Origin of the sequence: Mycobacterium numidiamassiliense (assembly GCF_900157365.1) — a bacterium.
Lineage (GTDB): Bacteria > Actinomycetota > Actinomycetes > Mycobacteriales > Mycobacteriaceae > Mycobacterium > Mycobacterium numidiamassiliense.
In genome coordinates this window covers 1,880,914-1,899,981 of record NZ_FUEZ01000004.1, presented here as the reverse complement: position 1 = coordinate 1,899,981, position 19,068 = coordinate 1,880,914, and the positions used below count along the sequence as shown (strand labels likewise).

At 66.1% G+C, this 19,068-nt stretch carries 17 protein-coding genes; 12 read left to right on the top strand and 5 right to left on the bottom strand.

Features of this window, described 5'->3' with window-relative positions:
* The first annotated feature begins 34 nt into the window (after window positions 1-34).
* A complete protein-coding gene (gene dapD, locus MNAB215_RS17675; RefSeq protein ID WP_108637652.1) occupies window positions 35-988 on the top strand; it encodes a 2,3,4,5-tetrahydropyridine-2,6-dicarboxylate N-succinyltransferase in 954 nt (317 codons plus the stop codon).
* Here the strand turns inward: dapD and MNAB215_RS17670 are convergent.
* The 3 genes from MNAB215_RS17670 to MNAB215_RS17660 form a co-directional block, all read right to left on the bottom strand.
* On the bottom strand, window positions 974-2,290 hold the full coding sequence (locus MNAB215_RS17670; protein WP_425436543.1) for an MFS transporter: 1,317 nt from the start codon (window positions 2,288-2,290) through the stop codon (window positions 974-976). The genes dapD and MNAB215_RS17670 overlap by 15 nt on opposite strands.
* A 214-nt stretch (window positions 2,291-2,504) precedes the next feature.
* Complete coding sequence (locus MNAB215_RS17665) at window positions 2,505-3,926, bottom strand: acyl-CoA synthetase (RefSeq protein ID WP_077079983.1); 1,422 nt, start codon at window positions 3,924-3,926, stop codon at window positions 2,505-2,507.
* Window positions 3,927-3,949: 23 nt separating this feature from the next.
* Window positions 3,950-4,858: an alpha/beta fold hydrolase gene (locus MNAB215_RS17660; RefSeq protein WP_077079982.1), complete on the bottom strand. Its 909-nt coding sequence runs from the start codon at window positions 4,856-4,858 to the stop codon at window positions 3,950-3,952.
* A 107-nt stretch (window positions 4,859-4,965) separates the two neighbouring features.
* On the opposite strand from MNAB215_RS17660, the gene MNAB215_RS17655 reads away from it, so the two are divergent.
* The gene (locus MNAB215_RS17655; protein WP_077079981.1) at window positions 4,966-6,147 is read left to right on the top strand and encodes a cytochrome P450; all 1,182 of its coding nucleotides are present in this window, start codon (window positions 4,966-4,968) and stop codon (window positions 6,145-6,147) included.
* Here the strand turns inward: MNAB215_RS17655 and MNAB215_RS17650 are convergent.
* Window positions 6,144-8,378, bottom strand: coding sequence for a CaiB/BaiF CoA transferase family protein (locus tag MNAB215_RS17650; protein WP_077079980.1), 2,235 nt, complete (start codon window positions 8,376-8,378; stop codon window positions 6,144-6,146). The two genes, MNAB215_RS17655 and MNAB215_RS17650, sit on opposite strands and share 4 nt — an antisense overlap.
* Entirely contained in the window at window positions 8,375-9,835 is a 1,461-nt protein-coding gene (locus MNAB215_RS17645) for an aldehyde dehydrogenase family protein (protein ID WP_077079979.1), read from the bottom strand. The genes MNAB215_RS17650 and MNAB215_RS17645 overlap by 4 nt, the downstream gene beginning before the upstream one ends.
* A gap of 220 nt (window positions 9,836-10,055) precedes the next feature.
* On the opposite strand from MNAB215_RS17645, the gene MNAB215_RS17640 reads away from it, so the two are divergent.
* From MNAB215_RS17640 to MNAB215_RS17595, 10 genes are all read left to right on the top strand, one after another.
* Window positions 10,056-11,213 carry a cytochrome P450 gene (locus tag MNAB215_RS17640; RefSeq protein ID WP_245830452.1) on the top strand — a complete coding sequence of 386 codons (1,158 nt, stop codon included), beginning with the start codon at window positions 10,056-10,058 and terminating at the stop codon, window positions 11,211-11,213.
* A 4-nt stretch (window positions 11,214-11,217) separates the two neighbouring features.
* A complete protein-coding gene (locus MNAB215_RS17635; protein ID WP_077079977.1) occupies window positions 11,218-12,435 on the top strand; it encodes an acyl-CoA dehydrogenase family protein in 1,218 nt (405 codons plus the stop codon).
* Window positions 12,432-12,983 (top strand): MaoC family dehydratase, encoded by a 552-nt coding sequence (locus tag MNAB215_RS17630; protein WP_077079976.1) that lies wholly within the window; start codon window positions 12,432-12,434, stop codon window positions 12,981-12,983. Before MNAB215_RS17635 ends, MNAB215_RS17630 begins: the two co-directional genes overlap by 4 nt.
* A complete protein-coding gene (locus MNAB215_RS17625; RefSeq protein ID WP_077079975.1) occupies window positions 12,980-13,390 on the top strand; it encodes a Zn-ribbon domain-containing OB-fold protein in 411 nt (136 codons plus the stop codon). The genes MNAB215_RS17630 and MNAB215_RS17625 overlap by 4 nt, the downstream gene beginning before the upstream one ends.
* A 10-nt stretch (window positions 13,391-13,400) precedes the next feature.
* Window positions 13,401-14,513, top strand: a complete 1,113-nt coding sequence (locus MNAB215_RS17620) for an acyl-CoA dehydrogenase family protein (protein WP_077079974.1) — start codon at window positions 13,401-13,403, stop codon at window positions 14,511-14,513.
* Window positions 14,514-14,525: 12 nt separating this feature from the next.
* On the top strand, window positions 14,526-14,981 hold the full coding sequence (locus MNAB215_RS17615) for a MaoC family dehydratase (protein ID WP_077079973.1): 456 nt from the start codon (window positions 14,526-14,528) through the stop codon (window positions 14,979-14,981).
* On the top strand, window positions 14,978-16,147 hold the full coding sequence (locus MNAB215_RS17610; RefSeq protein ID WP_077079972.1) for a lipid-transfer protein: 1,170 nt from the start codon (window positions 14,978-14,980) through the stop codon (window positions 16,145-16,147). Before MNAB215_RS17615 ends, MNAB215_RS17610 begins: the two co-directional genes overlap by 4 nt.
* 26 nt (window positions 16,148-16,173) lie before the next feature.
* Window positions 16,174-17,244 carry a zinc-binding dehydrogenase gene (locus tag MNAB215_RS17605; RefSeq protein ID WP_077079971.1) on the top strand — a complete coding sequence of 357 codons (1,071 nt, stop codon included), beginning with the start codon at window positions 16,174-16,176 and terminating at the stop codon, window positions 17,242-17,244.
* Window positions 17,244-17,861 carry a TetR/AcrR family transcriptional regulator gene (locus MNAB215_RS17600; protein WP_077079970.1) on the top strand — a complete coding sequence of 206 codons (618 nt, stop codon included), beginning with the start codon at window positions 17,244-17,246 and terminating at the stop codon, window positions 17,859-17,861. Before MNAB215_RS17605 ends, MNAB215_RS17600 begins: the two co-directional genes overlap by 1 nt.
* 121 nt (window positions 17,862-17,982) lie before the next feature.
* Complete coding sequence (locus MNAB215_RS17595) at window positions 17,983-19,032, top strand: alpha/beta fold hydrolase (RefSeq protein WP_077079969.1); 1,050 nt, start codon at window positions 17,983-17,985, stop codon at window positions 19,030-19,032.
* Window positions 19,033-19,068 lie beyond the last annotated feature (36 nt).

Genomic DNA, 19,068 nt, shown 5'->3' with positions numbered 1-19,068 from the left:
CCCCAAGGTTAATCGTTGGGGTGCGGCCAGTACCGTGGCGACCGTGACTGGAGCTGCAAGCATCGGGTTGGCGACGCTGGCCGCCGACGGATCGATCCTCGACACCTGGTTCCCCGCACCGGAACTGACCGAATCGGGCAGCACTGGCACGTCGCGCCTGGCGCTGTCGGATGTGCCACCGGAACTTGGCGGGCTGGTCGGCCGTGATGACGATCGCAACACCGAGACCGTCGCGGTCCGCACGGTCATCGGCTCACTCGACGATGTGGCCGCCGACGCCTACGACGCTTACCTGCGGCTGCATTTACTGTCACACCGACTGGTGGCGCCGCATGGGCTGAACGCCGGCGGCTTGTTCGGGGTGTTGACCAATGTGGTGTGGACTAATCACGGGCCCTGCGCGATCGATGGTTTCGAAGCGGTCCGCGCGCGGCTGCGCCGCAAGGGCCCGGTGACCGTGTACGGCGTGGACAAGTTTCCCCGCATGGTCGACTACGTCGTGCCAACCGGGGTCCGCATCGCCGACGCCGACCGGGTCCGGCTCGGCGCGCACCTGGCGCCGGGCACCACCGTGATGCACGAGGGCTTCGTCAACTACAACGCCGGCACCCTGGGCGCGTCGATGGTGGAAGGCCGCATTTCGGCCGGCGTGGTCGTCGGCGACGGGTCCGACATCGGCGGCGGAGCCTCGATCATGGGCACGCTGTCTGGCGGTGGGACAGAAGTCATCTCGGTCGGCAAGCGGTGTCTGCTGGGCGCCAACGCAGGGGTGGGCATCTCACTGGGCGACGACTGCGTCGTCGAGGCCGGCCTTTATGTCACCGCGGGCACCAAAGTCATTACGCCCGAAGGCAAGACGATGAAGGCAGTCGAACTCTCCGGCGGTAACAACCTGTTGTTCCGCCGCAATTCGGTCAGCGGGGCCGTGGAAGTGGTGGCCCGCGGCGGTCAGGGCATCGCCCTCAACGAGGACCTACACGCCAACTGAGCTGACGGGCGCCGGCGCGCGCAGCGTTGTGCCGTCGGTCTCCGGGAGCAGATACGTGCACACCAGGCTGACCGACATGAGGGCGGCGAGCATGACGCCGATCGACCAGCTGCCGTAGGTCGCCAGCAGCGTCCCGGCGATCAGCGGCGGCAGTGCGCCGCCGATCACGCCGGCCAGGTTCACCGCCAGCGCCGCTCCGCTGTAGCGATAGCGGGTGGCGAACAGCTCCGGGATGAAGGCCCCGGTGGGCCCGCTGCCGATGCCGTTGATGGCGAACATGCCGACGATCGCGACCGCGTACAACACGGGTTTGCCGGAGTCGATCAACGGAATCACCACAAACGCCCACGGCAGGCACGCCGCCCAGCCGATCAACATCAGGCGGCGGCGCCCGACGCGGTCGCACAGAGTGGCCGAGATGACGACCGAGATGACGCTCACCAGGCCGCTGAGCGCCCCGACCGTCCAGATGAAGGTGCGCGTGTAGCCCAGGTGCGAATGCGCGTACATGGCCAGGTAGGTGTTGCCCATGTAGACGAAGGCGATCGAGCCCAGCACGCTGCCCCCGGCCAGGACGATCTCGCGGCGCTGCAGCCTCAGCAACTCGGACAGTGGCGTTTTGGGCACCAGGTTGCGGGCCTTTTCCTCGGCGAACACCGGAGTTTCGTCGATGTTGAGCCGCACATACAGGGCCACGGCGATCATCACCCCGCTGATGAGGAACGGCACCCGCCAGCCCCACTGCAGGAACTCCGGGCTGTATTCGCCGATGGTGACGTTCACGCCCAGGAAGGTCAGGCTGCTCATGATTCCCGCGACACCGCCGCCGAGCAGGGTGAACATGCCGAACAGGCCACGCCTGCCGTCGGGCGCGTACTCGGCGCTCAGCAATGACGACCCGGCCCATTCGCCGCCCACCGCGAACCCTTGCACCAGACGCAGGACCATCAGGATCAGCGGCGCGGCCATGCCGATGGACGCCGTGCTGGGCACCAGGCCGACGCCCACGGTGGCCATGGCCATGATCAGCAGCGTGGCGACCAGCGTCTTCTTGCGGCCGAGCCGGTCGCCGAAGTAGCCGAAGACGACCGCGCCGATGGGCCGGGAGAGAAACGCCGTGGCGAATGTTCCCATCGAGGCGACCATGGCCACCCCGGGACTGAGGCCCGGGAAGAACACCGCGGGAAACACCAGCGCAGCCGCGGTGCCGTAGATGAGGAAGTCGTAGAACTCGATCGCCGAGCCGACCAGACAGGAGGCCGCGACCCGCCACAGCGGCGTGGAGCGCGGTTCGGCCGTCATCGTCGCAACCGGGCCCGCGGGGCGACTCGACTCACCCATTGCCCATCCCTAACTGCCCATCGGGGCGTGTGGTTTCCTGCGTCTCCACCCAACGAAGTTAGGCCAAGCCGCGAGCTCGCGCTCGTCTGACGACCTGGCAATATCCTGCCTACCGGACAAAGCGCCAGCTGACGAGTCAGATTGAGACGCTTTGTTGATACGGCCGAGACTCGGCTCACCCCTCGGACAGCAACTGCTTCTTGAGGACCTTGCCCATCGCGTTGCGCGGCAGCGCATCGACGAGCCGCACCTCGCGTGGCCGCTTGTGTATCGAAAGCTCTTGGGCGACATAGTTAATCAGCCCGTCGGAGTTCAGATCCGAGGAGCCGACGACGAATGCGACGATGCGCTGCCCCAGGTCCTCGTCGGGCAGCCCGACGACGGCCGCCTCCTGCACGCCCGGATGCCCGAGCAGCGCCGTTTCGATTTCGCCCGCTCCGACGCGGTATCCACCCGACTTGATCAAGTCGACGGATTCGCGGCCGACGATGCGATACATGCCCTGGCCGTCGGCCACCGCGACGTCGCCGGTGCGATACCAGCCGTCGCCATCGAAAGCTTCGGCGGTGGCTTCCGGCCGGTTCAGGTAGCCGTCGAACAGCGTGGCACCGCGGACCTGCAGTTTTCCCACCGTTTCCCCGTCATGCGGCACCGGGTCGCCGTTGTCGTCGAGCAGCCTGGCCTGCACGCCGGCAATCGGCAGGCCGACCCAGCCGGGACGGCGTTCGCCATCCGCGCGCGTCGAGATGGTGATCAGCGACTCCGACGCGCCGTACCGTTCGATGGGCCGGTGCCCGGTGAGGTTCGCCAACCGGTCGAACACCGGCACCGGCAGCGCGGCGCTACCGGACACCAAGAGCCGCGCCGGCCGCAGCGCCTGAGCGGCCGCCTCGTCCGCGGCCACCCGTGACCACACTGTAGGGACCGCGAAAAACAGCGAGCCGCCCGCGTCGGAGCAGGCCTGGGCGTAGCCGGCCGGGGTGGGTTTTCCGGTGTGCACGAAACGATTTCCGACCCGCAGCGAGCCGAGTAGTCCCAACACCAGGCCGTGGATGTGGAACAGCGGCAGTCCGTGCACCAGAACGTCGTCGGGCGTCCACTCCCAGGCCTGCGCGAGCGCATCCAGGTCGGCGGCGATCGCCCGGCGGCTCACCACGACGCCTTTGGGCGCTCCGGTGGTGCCCGAGGTGTAGATGATCATCGCGGTGGACTCGGGCGACGGCTCGGGATACCGATGCCAGGAGCGGGCGTGCAGCCGGACCGGGATGTGCGCCAGGCCCTCGGTTTCTTCGGGGGCCGGGCCCAACCACGCCTGGGCCCCGGAGTCGCTGAGCATGTGCCGGCGTTCGGCGGCGCCGACATCGGAGGGCACCGGGACAAAGGGGACGCCCGCGTTCAGGCAGCCGGTGATCGCCAGCACGGTCGATGGGCTCGGCGTGGCCAGCACCGCGACCCGGTCCGCCCCACCGACGCGCTCGGCAACCGAGGTCGCGGCTCCGACCAAGTCGCTGCGGCTGAGTACGGCGCCGTCGATGGTGACCGCGTCCGCGATGTCTGTGGCGGCGACTTTCGAGGGATCCAGCGATGCCAGCAGCACGTCTGCAGGCTACCTCCGGCGCGTCAGGCCTGCTCGTCCCAGATCTTCATCAGCGTGGACAGGACGTCCTCGCCGCGACCCAACCCGCCCAGGTGGCTTTCTCCCGGCAGCACGATCAGCTCGGCGTCGGGCAGCAGGGCCACGGCGTGCTGACCGTGGGCGAACGGAACGATGTGGTCACTGTCGCCGTGCCACCAGCGGACCGGGACTTTGACCTCGTCGAGCCGGAATCCCCAATCCCGGGTGAACAGGACGACGTCGTTGAAGGGCGCCGCCAGCTGCTTGCGGCTGCCGTTGAGCAGATCGTCGAGAAACATGGCCCCGAACTCGGGCCGGGTGAGCAGACGCCGGTCGCCCTCGGGCGATATCGCGGCGTACAGAAACAGCGCGGTGTTCGCGAAGGGACGGATCGCCCGAACCATCAGGCTGGCGCCGATCCGCAGGGGGTCGCCGCCCAACCGCAACAGGGGCGCCGCCCGCTTGCCCAGGTTCATCAGGCCGCTGGTGATCCCCTCGTCGCCGAGGAAGGGCGCGACGCCGCCGAGGATGCCCGCCGCCACTACCCGCTCGGGCATTGCCGCGGCGGCCGCGAGCGCGTACGGGCCGCCGCCGGACAGGCCGATGACGGCCATCTTGTCGATGCCGAGAATGTCGGCGATCGTGCGCAGGTCGTCGGCGGAGGCGGCGATGTTCTCGTACAGGTGGGGCGATGACGAGCCGGTCCCGGGGCGGTCCAGGCCGATCAGCCGGATGCCGTGCTGTTTGGCGTACAGGCGGGCCTCGGTGGGGATCTGGCGACGAGCGCCGGGAGTTCCGTGCAGCCAGAACACCGCCCGGCCCTGCGGGTCACCGAATTCGGCGAACCCGATTTGGCGGTCTTCGCCGACGGCGACGTTCCCCTCAAGCTTCGGACGAGCGATGTCGAAGACCATGCCAGCAGCTTGGCATGTGACGAGCCGTTTACCAAAGGCTCACGCGGGCACGCCGATGGCCTTGGACCTATAGTGCTGCTGCGGGACAAGGTCAGGGAGGCGTTGGGATGCGGACTTCGTTTCCGCTGCACTCCCCCGACTTCTATGCGGGCGATCCGTACCCCGCCTACCGGGAACTGCGCGCGACGTCGCCGGTCTGCTGGAACGACGTCATCGGATTCTGGGCGCTGCTGAAGTACGACGACATCCGGTTCGTGTCCAGCCATCCGGCCGCCTTCCCCCCCACCAAGGGCATCAACATGCCGGATGGCCAGCTGCCGCCCCCGGTGCAGGAGAACAATCTCATCTTCCCCGACCCGCCACGGCACCGTCAGCTGCGCAGCCTGATCAACTCCGGGTTTACCCGGCGACAAGTGGCCATTCTCGAACCCGGGATCCGCGAGATCGTGCGCGCGACCCTCGACGGTTTAGCACCCGATTCCGTCCACGACTTGATTGAGCAGGTTGCCGCTCCGCTGCCCATCCGGATGATCGCCGAACTCGTCGGCGCCCCGCGCGACGACTGGGCACAACTGCGAGCATGGTCGGATGCGGCCATCGGCACCGCCGACTCGACGACCGACCTCGACCCGATGGCCGCCGCCGGAGGGCTCTACCACTACTTCCGCCGACTGATCGCGGCCAGGCGCACCGAGGCCCGCGGCGATTTGTTCTCGGTGTTGGCCGACGCGGAGGTCGACGGCATTCGACTCAACGACGAAGAGCTGCTCGACTTTTCGTTCCTGCTGCTGGCAGCCGGAAACGAAACCACCCGCGATCTGATCGCGCTGGGCACGCTGGCGCTGATCGCACACCCCGACCAGCGCCGCCTGCTGGCCGAGGATCCCACGCTGATCCCGGTTGCCGTGGAAGAGATTTTGCGGTGGAGCAGCCCCGTGGTGCACATGGCGCGCACCGCGACCACGGACGTCGAGATTCGAGGTCGGCTGATCCGCGAGGGCGACGTCGTGGTGATGCTGTACGGGTCGGCCAACCGCGACGAAGACGTATTCGGTCCCGACGCAGAGGAATTCAAGGTGACTCGCCACCCCAACCCGCACATCGCCTTCGGCTGCGGCGAACATTCCTGTGTGGGTGCACAATTGGCCCGCGTGACGGCGTCGGCGTTTTTCGCCGAACTGCTGCGGCGCTTTCCCGAGCTGGAACTCGCCGGTGAAGTGGACCGGATGCCGGCGACCATGCTGCCCGTGGTTAAACGCATGCCGGTGCGGCTTGGCACAGGCCGCTAGGCGTTGAGCGCCCGTTCACCGATCACCCGTTCGTCGCGCAGGACGGCAACCTCGTCGCCCGAAAGACCTAGGCTGCAAAGGATCTCATCGTTGTGCTGCCCCAGCGTGGGTGACGCCGTGCGGTGCTGGCGGGCCGGACCGGGGGTGAACCGTACCGGCCAGCCCGGGTAGCGGCGCGAACCCGTGATCGGGTGCTCGAACTCTTCGTAGTATCCGCGCGCGTCGAGCTGGGCACCGATGAGATCCGGGTCGTACATCTGCTCGCCCGTGATCACCTGTTCGGCCGGAATATGTTGCGCCCGAAGGGTTTCCACGATAACGGCCGGTTGCTGGGTTCTCGTCCAGGCAGCGACCAGCTCGTCGAACACGTCGTGGTCGACCAGCCCATCATCGGGCACCGACAGCGCGACCCACACCCCGTCCTCGTCAGTCGGATACACCCCCTGCAGGTAGCCGCGCCGGCGATTGCCTTCCCGTGGCTGGACGACACCGTTCATCGAATACGCGATCACCGGTTCCGCGGTCACGCACGCGGCGACCTCGATCTGGGCGACCTCGATCAGCTGCCCCTCCCCGGTGCGGCGCCGATGCTCGAGCGCGGCCAGCAGCGCGACCCCGGCGTGCACACCGACGACGGGATCGGCGGGACCCTGCGGATTGCACGGCGGCCCGTCGGGATAGCCGGTGACCGCCGACATCCCCGCGGTCTGCTCGAAGTTCAACGCCCAGCCGACGTAGTTGCGCCAGGGACCGTGCAGGCCGAAACCCGGCATCCGGACCGCGATGACGTCGGGCTTCAGCGCGACCAGCGACTCGTAATCCAGGCCGAACTGCTCCACCACTCGCGGTGAGAAGTTCTCCACGACAACGTCGGCCTGCGCGGCCAGGCGCCGGGCGATCTCCAGGCCGCGCCGCGAGGTCAGGTCGAGCGTGAGGTCCCGCTTGTTGAGGTTGGTGGCCTGCCATAGCCCACTGCGCTCGTACCAGTCGTCGCCCTCGAAGGGGAACGCGCCGGAGTAGCGAAAACCGTCGGGCCGCTGGATGGATTCGACCTTGACAATATCGGCACCGAACGCGCCCAGGTAGCAGGTCAGATAGGCCCCGGCCCAGAACGTGGTCAGGTCGAGCACCTTCAATCCCGCAAAAGGCAATTCGCCGACCCGTTGGCGGGTCGGCGGATCAGGCTGTGCCGCAGCGCTTTGGGTGAACCGAAAAGCCTGCCCCGGACGCCGGAAGGACCACCCCTGGCCACCGCCTTCGACAAAGAACCCGCGCTCGGCGTATTGCGGGCAGTCCAGCACGGTGGCGCCGTCGTTGACCGGGGCGGCCGGAATGCGCAACGCCTGGCTCAGCTCGACGATCTCAGCGACGGTTTGCTCGGCGAGCAACGGCTCTGCCCGAGCGTAGAACTCGGCGCGCTCGGGACCGCCCAACATGATCGCAATCTGCTGCTCGGCGAACTCGGGCAGGCCGAGCATCGCGCACACATCGAGCCAGTGCTGACCCGTCAGGCAGTTGATCCCCACCCAGCCATCGGCGGCGCGGACCACGCCCAGCATCGGGGCTCCTCGCGCGTTGGCGGGTAAGCCGAGACTTCGCATCTTCTGCGCCATGAGCATGGGATAGGGCAGCGTCGACAACAGCGATTCGAGCTGCGAGACGTCCACTTCTCTGACGTGCCCGGCGGGCGGCAGCCGCAGCGCGGTCAGCGCGCCCAACGCACCGTAGGCACCCGCGACGTACTCCGCGATGCGGGCCCCCACCTGCACCGGAGGGCGGTCGGGATCGCGGGCACTTATCCAACCCGACGCGGCCTGCAGCGTCAGCGATGTGGCCGCCCGGTTTCGCCACGGTCCGGACTGCCCAAAGTGAGATATGCGGAGCAGCACCAGGTTTGGGTTGAGTTTACTCAGGCTGTCGACGTCCAATCCGGAGCCTTCCAGCGTCCCCGGCGCAAAATTCTCGACGAGCACATCCGCCTGAGCGATCAGCTCGCGGGCGTCCGCCATGGTGGCGCTGCGCTTGCCGGCATTGAGGTACTCGAACAGGCCGCAGCGCTGCGGGTCGGGCACGCCGCCGGGGAACGGGCCCCAACGGCGCAGCGGGTCTGGACTGGGCCCTTCTATCTTGGTCACCTCGGCACCGAGGTCGACGAGAAGCTTTGCGGCGTAAGGGCCGGAGATCTCTTCGGCGATTTCGACGATGTGTAGCCCGGCAAGGCGTCCCGTCACGCGGGAAGACCGATGGCCATCGGTTCCATGTACTGATGTATCCCGCCGATGCCACCGCCCTCGCGGCCCAACCCGCTGAGCTTGAAACCGCCGAACGGCGCGCCACCCGGCGTAGCGCCGTTGACGGCGATCTGGCCGGTGCGGATGCGGCGCGCGACGCCGACGGCGCGGTCCACGTCGCCGCCCCACACCGCGCCGGACAGGCCGTACTGGGAGTTGTTGGCGATCGCGACGGCGTCGTCGTCGTCGCGATAACGCAGCACCGTCAACACCGGACCGAAGACTTCCTCTTGTGCGATAGTCGAATTCGGCTCGACGTCGGTGAGAATCGTTGGCTCGAAGTAGAAGCCGACGTCCAGTCCGGCCGGACGACCGCCCCCGGCCACCAGCTTCGCCCCGTCGCTTTGTGCCCCGGCGACGTGCGCCGCTACCCGGTCCCGCTGCGCCGCGCTGATCAGCGGACCCATCTGCACGTCGGGATCGGCGGGATCGCCGACCTTGACCGCGCGCGCCAATGCGGCGAGGCGCTCGACGACGTCGTCGTACAGCGAATCGGGCAGCAGCAGTCGACTGTGCAGGATGCACGCCTGTCCGGCGTGCATCGAACAGGACTGGAACAGCATCTGCTGCAGCGCCTCGTCGGTGATGTGCGCGTCGTCGAGGATGATGCTGGCCGACTTGCCGCCCAGTTCCAGCAGGATCCGCTTCATCGTGTCGCCGGCGGCGGACATGACCTGACGACCGACCACCGAGCTGCCGGTGAAGCTCACCATGTCGATCCGCGGGTCGGTGGTGAGCAGCTTGGCCGCCTCGACTCCGGACGGCGTGACCACGTTGACCACGCCGGGCGGGATGTCGGTGTGCTCGTCGATGATCCGCGCGAGCGCCAGCCCGGCCAGCGGTGTCAACGGCGAGGGCTTGAGCACGACGGTATTGCCCGCGGCCAAGGCGTGATTCAGCTTCATGACGTTGAGACAGTGCGGGAAGTTCCATGGCGTCAACACCGACACGACACCCAGCGGCTCATGGCGCAGCAATGTATTTCCGGCGCCCATCCCACTGACCTCTTGGTCGGTCAGCTGGGTGGTCAGCTGTGCGGCGTGCATGGACATGAATGCGGCGCCGTCGATTTGCATCATGCGCTCATTCGCGGTGCAGCCCCACTCCACCTGGGACAGTGCGAAGAAATCGTCGGCGTGCTTCATCAGCGCGTCGCCCAGCTGATTGAGGCACCCGGCGCGCTGCTCGGTGCCCATGGTGGCCCATGGCCCGCTGTCGAAGGCCCGCCGTGCCGCACCGATCGCGGCATCGACCTGGGCGACGCTCGCATCGGGTGCGGTGGCGATGGTCTGCTCGGTGGCCGGGGAGATGTCGTCGTACCGACCGTCCTGCGGCTCCACCCACTTTCCATCGATGTAGAGCTGATAGCTGTCGACAAGAGCGTGTGAATCGGCCATGTGATTCCTCACCCAGTTCGGTCATCTGATCACTTGGTGTACACGCCTCGGAGTCCTCCGTCAATCGTCAATCCGTCGAATTCTGAGGTATTTCAGCGTGTTAGTGCAGTATTGACAGCGCACCGAGATGCGGAGTAGACACATCTCGCAAGACAGATCGAGTCAATCTGTCCGATCGCGTGTCCTTCGAGAGGGGCTTGCTGTGCGAACCGCATTCCCACTGCACTCCCCCGATTTCTATGCGGGCGACCCCTATCCCGCTTACCGCGAGCTGCGCGCGAGCGCCCCGGTGTGCTGGAACGACGTCACGGACTTCTGGGCGCTGTTGAAGTACGAGGACATCCGCTACGTGTCGAGCAACCCGGCGCTGTTCTCGTCGACCAAAGGCATCACCATTCCGGACCCGGCACTGCCCAGCCCCTCGCAAGAAGGGAGTCTGATCTTCACCGACCCGCCGCGGCACCGGCAGCTGCGCAAGCTGATCAACTCCGGATTTACCCGGCGTCACGTTTCGATCCTGGAGCCGAAGATCCGCGAGATCGTGCGCGGAATCCTCGACGGCATCGAACCCGGTTCCGTGCACGAATTCGCCGAAGAGATCGCCGCGCCGCTGCCCACCCGCATGATCGCCGAATTGATCGGCGCCCCTCCAGACGACTGGGAGCAATTCCGGACCTGGTCGGACGCGGCCACTGGCAACGCGGACCCCGAGATCGAACTCGACTCCCTCGTGGCGATGGGACAGCTCTTCGAGTACTTCCAAAAGTTGATCGCCGCCCGGCGGGCCGAACCGCGCGATGACCTGCTGTCGGTGTTGGCGGAGGCCGATATCGATGAGCACCGGCTCACCGACGAAGATCTCCTCAACTTCGCGTTCCTGCTGCTGGTGGCCGGCAACGAAACCACCCGAAACCTGATCGCACTGGGCACGCTGGCCCTCATCGAACACCCCGACCAATGCCGGCTCCTCATCGAGGATCCCACCCGGATTCCGCTCGCCGTCGAGGAGATGTTGCGGTGGAACAGCCCGGTCGTGCACATGGCGCGCACCGCGACGACCGATGTCCAGATTCGTGGTCAGCTGATCCGCGAGGGCGAGGTGGTGGTGATGCTGTACGGCTCGGCCAATCGGGACGAGGAGATATTCGGGCCCGACTCCGAGGAATTCAAGGTGACCCGCCAACCCAACCCGCACATCGCGTTCGGGTGCGGCGAACACTCCTGCGTCGGAGCGCAATTGGCGCGCCTGGAAGCGACCGTGCTGTTCGACGAGCTGCTGCGGCGCTTCCCCAAGTTGGAGCTGGTCGGCGCCGTGGACCGGATGCGGGCCACCATGGTGCCCGGCGTGAAGCGCATGCCAGTGCGGTTGGGGGTGTGAGCCGATGGATCTCGAGTACACCCCGGAGCAAGAGCGGCTGCGCGCCGAGATGCGCGCGACCCTGGCAGAGGTGATGACGCCGGAGCGTGTCGCCTCGGTCAGCGGACAATTGGAGGGCGGCACCGCAACTCGCGACTGTATCCGCGCCCTCGCCGCCGCTAACCTGCTGGGCGTCGGATGGCCTAAAGAGTATGGGGGCCAGGGGTTTTCGGCGATCGAACAATTCATCTTCTCGGAAGAGGCACGCCGGGCCAATGCCCCCATCCCCCTGGTCACACTCAACACCGTCGGACCGACCCTGATGCAGTGCGGCACCGAGGAACAGAAGCAGAGATTTCTGCCTGCGATTCTGGACGGCTCCGTGGAGTTCGCGATCGGCTACTCGGAGCCTGGCGCGGGAAGTGACCTGGCCTCGGTGCGCACCGTCGCGGTGCGCGATGGCGACGACTATGTGATCAACGGTCAGAAGATGTTCACCAGTGGCGCCGCCTATGCCGACTACATTTGGCTGGCTGCCCGGACCGACCCTGATGCCAAGAAGCACAAGGGCATTTCGATTCTCATCGTGCCCACCTCGTCGCCGGGATTCTCGTGGCAGCCGCTGCACACGATGCCAGGTGTCTCGACGTTCTACACGTTCTACGACGATGTTCGGGTACCGGCTAGCGCGCTGGTCGGCGAAGAAAATCAGGGCTGGCAGCTGATCACCACGCAGTTGAACTTCGAACGCGCGGCCCTGGGTAATCTCGGCGCGCTCGAGCCACTGTTCGAGAAGACGCTGGACTGGGCCCGCGCCACCGAGCTCGACGACGGGCGCGTCATCGACCAACCGTGGGTTCAGCTGGCTCTCGCCCGGGTCGAAGCGCAGGTGGCCGCCTACAAGTTGGTCAATATGCGGGTCAACGCGGCGATGACGAAGGGCATCCTGGGCATGGGGGAAGCCTCGGCCGCGAAAGTCTTCGGTACGGAACTCACCCAACAGGTCGCGCGTCAATTGCTGGAAGTGCTCGACCACAACGGAATACGCCGAGGCGACAACGCGCCACTGCGCGGGGCCCTGGAATCCGCGTACCGGTTTGCGGTCATCAACACGTTCGGCGGCGGTGCCAACGAAATTCAGCGTGACATCATCGCCATGGCGGGATTGGGCATGCCGCGAGCACCTCGTGACCTTCGGGCTCCAAACGATGGTCAGGATAAGTCAGGAGGATCCAGCACGTGACCGACCAAGATACCGAGTTCTACGCCAAGTTACGGGGGCTCGTCGACCAGCCCACCGGCGGCAGCGAAAAGCCAACGGTGGCACCGGATCCGGTGAACCAGCCGATGATCCGGCATTGGGCTTACGCGCTCGACGACATGAACCCGGCGTACCTCGATCCGGAGTTCGCCGCCGCGTCACGATTCGGCGGCATCGTGTCGCCGCCGGTCATGCTGCAAACCTGGACGATGCCGTCGCCGAAGCTGGAAGGGATCGGAGAGCGCGGCGGCGCGCCGATGGAGATCAAGGACAACCCCACGGCGTTCCTCGACGAAGCCGGATACAGCAGCACGGTGGCGACCAACTCGGAGTTCGAGATCGAACGCTATCCCCGTCTCGGCGACGTGATCAGCGCGACCTCGGTGTTCGAGGAAGTCTCCGACGAGAAGAAGACAGCGAAGGGCTCCGGCTTCTTTCTGACCTGGGTGATCACCTACTCCGACCAGAACGGCGAAGTGCTGGGCCGCCAGCGATTCCGGGTGCTGCGATTCAAGCCGGACAACTCGTGACCGCCCGACTGGCGCCGCCGATCAGTCCGGATACCGAGTTCTTCTGGAATGGGCTGCGCGAGCACAAGCTGCTGATCCAGCGCTGCAAGGGATGTGGGACGCTGCGCAATCCGCCGCGGCCCATGTGCCCCCACTGCCGTTCGTTGGACTGGGAGGCCATCGAATCCTCGGGCCGCGGCACCGTCTACAGCTACGTCATCCCGCACGAACCCAAGTTTCCCTTCTTCGAGTACCCCTACATCGTGGTGCTGGTCGAACTCGCCGAAGGGGTCCGGCTGGTGTCGAACCTGTGCGAGATCGACCCGGCCGACGTCGAGGTCGGCATGCCGGTCGAGGTCTTCTACCAGAACTTCGACGGCACTGGCACCGAAGAGCTTGTGCTACACCAGTTCCGGCCCGGCAGCTAGGTAGTGCCTCATGGACTTCACCTTCACCGAAGAACAAGAGACCATCAGCAAGGTGGCGCGCGGGCTCTTTGACCGCCGCGCCACCCCGGAGCGACTCACGGAACTCGAAGCCGGCGAGACCCGCTACGACGCCGCGCTCTGGAAAGAACTCGCGGCCCTCGACCTGCTGGGTGCCGGACTGCCGGAATCGGTGGGCGGCTCCTGCGTTTCGGGCGACGGCTTCGTGGAACTCGGGGTGCTGCTGGCCGAGGTCGGATGGAGCGTGGCTCCGGCGCCGGTCTACGCGACCTTGGTGCTTGGCGCGGATCCGATCGCCCGGCACGGTAGCCAGGAGCAACAGCAACGGTTCCTGCCCGGGGTCATCGGGGGCACCCGCATCCTGAGCGCCGGCCTGCAAGAGCCCGGCCGCTCCGACCCGATGAACCCCTGCACCAAAGCTTTTCGCGACGGCACGAAGTGGCGGCTGGACGGGACCAAAGAGCTGGTCCCGGCCGCACAGCTCGCCGACACCGTGGTGGTGCCCGCCACCACCGATGACGGTGACGTCAGCCTCTTCCTGCTGCCCTGCGACGCCCGTGGCGTCGAGATCCGGCCGGTAGCGACCACCAACCACGAGCCGCATGCGGACGTATTCCTCGATGGTGCAATCGTTTCCGACGATGATCGGCTCGACGGGCCGATCGAATCCCTCTACACCCGAGCCTTGATCGGGCTGTGCGCGATTCAGCTCGGTGTCGCCGAGCGGGCCTTGCAGATCGCCGCCGAATACACCACCGGCCGTGAGCAATTCGGCCGGCCGATCGGCAGCTTCCAGGCGGTGCAGCAGCGGCTGGCCGACGCCTTCATCGACGTCGAGGCGATCCGATGGACTACCTGGCACGCGGCCTGGCTGACCGCAAACGGACGCCCCTTGAAAGAGGCGCGGCGGGCGGCGCGGATCGCGAAGTTCTGGGCCGCCGACGCCGGTGCTCGCGTTGCGTCGGCGGCCCAGCAGGTTCACGGCGGCATCGGGATCGACATCACCTATCCCCTGCACCGTTACTTCCTCTGGGCCAAGCACAACGAGCTCAGTCTTGGATGCGCCACCGCGCAGCTGGCTGGTATCGGCAGCACATACACCTAAAGAAGGACACCGATGACGACAACCGCACACCGCACCACCACCTTGAAGTGGGCCGACATCGAGATCGGCGACGACGTCGCTCCGCTCGAAGTCGCCATCACCACAACAATGATCGTCGCCGGTGCGATCGCCTCGCGTGACTTCATGCCGGTGCACCACGACGTCGAGTACGCCAAGAAGCAGGGCTCACCCAACCTGTTCATGAACATCCTGACCACCAACGGATACTGCGTTCGCTTCCTGACCGACTGGGCAGGCCCGGAAGCAATGGTCAAGAATCTGTCGATCCGCCTTGGCGTTCCGTGCTTCCCGGACGATCCGCTGCGGTTCACCGGCAGCGTGACCGGGAAAACCGAAGGGACGGGCGGCGAGAACTTCGTCGAGGTCAGCTTCAGGGGCTCCAACAGCCTGGGCGATCATGTCTCCGGCACCGCCATCCTCAGCCTGCTCGACGGGGCTGGCGCATGAGCAGCTCACTACCCGGCAGCTGCGCCATTGTCGGCATCGGCCAGACCGAGTTCTCCAAGGAATCCGGGCGCAGCGAGTTGCAATTGGCGTGCGAGGCGGTCAGCGCCGCTCTGGACGACGCGGGCCTGGCGCCTGGCGACGTCGACGGCATGGTCACCTTCACAATGGACTCCAGCGACGAGATCGACATCGCCCGAAATGTGGGCATCGGCGACCTGAACTTCTTCTCCCGCGTACATCACGGCGGCGGTGCGGCGGCCGGCACGGTGGTGCATGCTGCCATGGCCGTCGCTACGGGAGTCGCCGATGTGGTGGTGTGCTGGCGCGCCTTCAACGAACGCTCGGGGTTCCGGTTCGGCGGCAGTGGCCGCAGCATGGCGGAGACCCCGCTGTTCATGGCGCACTACGCGCCATTCGGATTACTCACTCCCGCAGCGTGGGTGGCGATGCACGCCGAGCGCTACATGTCGACCTACGGCGTCACCAACGAGGACTTCGGCCGCATCGCCGTCGTCGACCGCAAACACGCGGCCACCAACCCCGACGCGTGGTTCTACCAGCGCCCGATCACGCTGGAAGACCACCAGAAGTCGCGCTGGATCGTCGAACCCGTACTGCGACTGCTGGATTGCTGTCAGGAGAGCGACGGCGGCGTCGCGCTGGTAGTGACCAGTGCCGAACGAGCACGCGATCTCAAGCAGCCGCCGGCGATCATCACTGCCGCCGCGCAGGGAGCGGCGGCCAACGGCGAGATGATGACCAGCTACTACCGCGACGACATCACCGGGCTCCCGGAGATGGGTGTGGTAGCCGACCGGCTTTGGCGCGATTCGGGTTTGAAGCCCCAAGACATCCAAACTGCCTTCATCTACGACCATTTCACGCCATTCGTCTTCACCCAGCTCGAGGAACTCGGGTTCTGCGGGCGTGGCGAAGCCAAAGATTTCGCCACCGTCGAACGGCTGTCGCTGGGAGGGGAATTCCCGATCAATACCAACGGCGGGCTACTAGGCGAGGCCTACATCCACGGGATGAACGGCATCACCGAGGGCGTGCGCCAGATCCGCGGAACGTCGTACAACCAGGTAGACGACGTCGAACACGTGTTGGTCACTTCAGGCACCGGAGTGCCCACCAGTGGCCTGATTCTCGCGCCGGCCGGGTAAGCGCGCGTCGTAGAGGGGATGACACCATGCCCAAACTCGCGTTACTGACCGCGGTCGGGGGGCCGATAGAGCTCGCCGAGTTTCCCTTGTCCACCCCGGCGCCGGGTACCGCGGCGCTCAAGCTGCGGATGGCCGGAATCTGCGGATCCGACTTGCACATCTTCCGTGGCGAACTGCCGTTGCCCTGCCCGTTTGCCATGGGCCACGAAATGGTCGGAGAGATCGCCGAACTCGGAGAAGGCCTCACCACCGATGCGACCGGTAACTCGCTAGCCGTCGGTGATCGCGTTGTGACGCCCTACTTTTGGTTCTGCGGTCGATGTCATGCGTGCGCGCGCGGACGCCCGTACGCGTGCCAGAATCTGATGGCCGGCGAGTACCGCACCCACGAGCAGCCGCCGCACTTCGTCGCAGCCTACGGCGAGTACTACTACACCAGTCGTCGGCAACCCCTGTACAAAGTGCCCGACGACCTGCCCGACGCGGCCGTCGCCCCGCTGAATTGCGCGCTGGCTCAGGTGCTTTTCGCGTTGCGTGATGTCCGGCTCGGTGACACCGTCGTCATCCAGGGCGCCGGCGGGCTGGGCATCAACGCTGCGGCCGTGGCGCGAACGGCGGGGGCCGCCGAGGTGATCGTGATCGACAAGATCGCCGAACGGCTAGACGTCGCAGCAGATTTCGGGGCGACCCACTGCATCGATGCAAGTCAGATATCGACCGCGAAGGTCACCGAGCAAGTGCAGGGCCGCACCGACGGCATCGGGGCCGACTGGGTACTCGAGGTAGTCGGTGTGCCGGGCGTCATTCCCGAGGGCATCGGCTTCCTCAACAACGCAGGCACGCTGCTCGAGGTCGGCAACGTCGGGATGGGACGCACCTTCGAGCTCGACCCGAGTGCTCTGGTCTACGGCAACAAGTCCATCCGTGGCGTGATGTTCTACGACCCGGTCACCCTGGCGATCGGTTTGTCGTTCCTGCGGCACACCAGCTTTCCGTTCGAGCGGCTGATGCCCAGGCCATTCCACCTGGACGACGTCAACGCCGCATTCGCCTCAGCCGATGCGGGGTTAGTGCCCCGAGGAGCTTTGGTTCCGTAATGACGCAGGCTTCCGCGCTGAACCAGGCGACCGATACCCACGAGCTCATTGTGAACTCCGCGTTCGCGTGCTTCGGCAAGCAGGGATTGCAGAAGGCAACAATCGTCGACATCGCCAAGCAGGCCGGGGTATCGCGCAGCACCATCTACGAATACTTCAGCGACAAGGCCGCCATCGTCGAGGCATGCGCCGAACACGCGTCCGAGCGCTTCTACCGCGAGATGACCAAGGCAATGGATCGGGGCGGCACGCTCGAGGACAAGCTTTGTGCGGCAGCCGTATTCGTCACACAAGCGCGACGGGTCATCTCCTCCGAGAAATACTTCGACGAGGACGCGACCAGCTTGCTGCTGACCAAAGACGCCGCCGTGCTGCTGCGCGAATGTGTCGAGTTCTTCGCGCCTTACCTCTCCGCTGCCAGGCTCACCGGCGAGGTTCGCAAGGATCTCGATGTTGAGGCCGCCGGCGAATGGTTTGCGCGCATCCTGTTCTCGTTGTTCAGCACGCCTTCGTCGACGCTGGACATGGACAAGCCCGAAGTGGTAGCGGGATTCGTGCGGGACCACGTGGTGCGTGGATTCGCCAGCGATCGCCCGCGGCCGCGGCGTGCTCAGTAAACCCCGTCGCGGGTGCGCTAGCGGCATCGCGGGTGCGTTGAGGCCGTCCTGGGTGCACACTTAACGACGCAGCGCGCGAACAAGCTCAGCACGCCGGTGTCGTCCATTAGCATTCTGCGTCATGCGACGAACGCTGGCGATCGTCACCGCGGTCACGGTTGCGGCGACGACCATGGTGGTGGGCTGCGGCGGGTCCGACGACAAGCGTGCGCAGTCACACGCGGTGGTGATCGTCTCCGGTGGCGACGCGACGAGTCCGTTCACCACCCCGAGCCAAGCGTGCGCTACCGGGCTGGCCGCGGGCAACACCGACACGGCGCTCCGCGAATATCTGCTCAAGCAGAGCTACCAGGTTTTCACCTCACCGGCGATGGCCGGGCGCGGGCAGGTGGTGGACCAAACCGGCTTCGGCTCGTTCGGGGTCTGCCCAGTCACCCTGCCGGAGAACATGACCGTGAACTCCACCGGCAGCATCGACACTGCCGGCGAGCATCTGGCACGGTTCCTGACCTACCTGCATACCGAGAAGGGGATCGACGAGGTCGATCTGGTAGGCCACTCCATGGGTGGGCTCTACTCACGCGCGGCGATCCGCGTGTTGACCACCACGACCTCCCCAGTGCGTATCCGCTCGCTGACTACCATCGGGACGCCCTGGCAAGGCTCCTACCTATCGGACTACGCCAATGACATTGTTGCGCTGACCGACTGCGCGGGCGACCAGTTCTGCGAGAACGCGATGAAGGGCTTCAAGGCCGAGGTGCTGCGCCTGATGTCTGGCTCCGGTCGCGAGGTCAACCAGGCATACTTGATGGGCAAGGATGGCTGGAATCAATTCCAGTCCGGTGTGCTGGACAAGATTCCGGTGGTCCTGATCGCCGGCAAAAAGTTCACGAAGTCGGGACCCGTGAACCCCATGGTGTGGCCCAACGACGGCATTGTGGCGCTGCGCAGTGCGCTGGCGGTCGATATCACTGACCCGGTACTTCCGCATCGGCTCTGCCACACCTTCGACGACACACACAGCATCTATGTCTCCGACGCAGCAGGGCTGGACTGGAAGACCGCACTCACCTGGGATCCGCAGGTGTTCGACGTGCTGCACTCCGCTATCGAGAATGCGCCGAAAGCGCTTGGCGGCGCCAACCGTGAGGGCTGCCCAACCTCGTGAATGCCTAATGCCTAATGCCTAATGCCGCTGCGCATA

Bases quoted from the DNA above. Each gene is read 5' to 3' on its own strand.
- MNAB215_RS17670 (WP_425436543.1), bottom strand. From the start codon at position 2,290: ATGACGGCCGAACCGCGCTCCACGCCGCTGTGGCGGGTCGCGGCCTCC.
- MNAB215_RS17660 (WP_077079982.1), bottom strand. From the start codon at position 4,858: ATGGTCTTCGACATCGCTCGTCCGAAGCTTGAGGGGAACGTCGCCGTC.
- MNAB215_RS17655 (WP_077079981.1), top strand. From the start codon at position 4,966: ATGCGGACTTCGTTTCCGCTGCACTCCCCCGACTTCTATGCGGGCGAT.
- MNAB215_RS17645 (WP_077079979.1), bottom strand. From the start codon at position 9,835: ATGGCCGATTCACACGCTCTTGTCGACAGCTATCAGCTCTACATCGAT.
- MNAB215_RS17635 (WP_077079977.1), top strand. From the start codon at position 11,218: ATGGATCTCGAGTACACCCCGGAGCAAGAGCGGCTGCGCGCCGAGATG.
- MNAB215_RS17620 (WP_077079974.1), top strand. From the start codon at position 13,401: ATGGACTTCACCTTCACCGAAGAACAAGAGACCATCAGCAAGGTGGCG.
- MNAB215_RS17615 (WP_077079973.1), top strand. From the start codon at position 14,526: ATGACGACAACCGCACACCGCACCACCACCTTGAAGTGGGCCGACATC.
- MNAB215_RS17610 (WP_077079972.1), top strand. From the start codon at position 14,978: ATGAGCAGCTCACTACCCGGCAGCTGCGCCATTGTCGGCATCGGCCAG.
- MNAB215_RS17605 (WP_077079971.1), top strand. From the start codon at position 16,174: ATGCCCAAACTCGCGTTACTGACCGCGGTCGGGGGGCCGATAGAGCTC.
- MNAB215_RS17600 (WP_077079970.1), top strand. From the start codon at position 17,244: ATGACGCAGGCTTCCGCGCTGAACCAGGCGACCGATACCCACGAGCTC.
- MNAB215_RS17595 (WP_077079969.1), top strand. From the start codon at position 17,983: ATGCGACGAACGCTGGCGATCGTCACCGCGGTCACGGTTGCGGCGACG.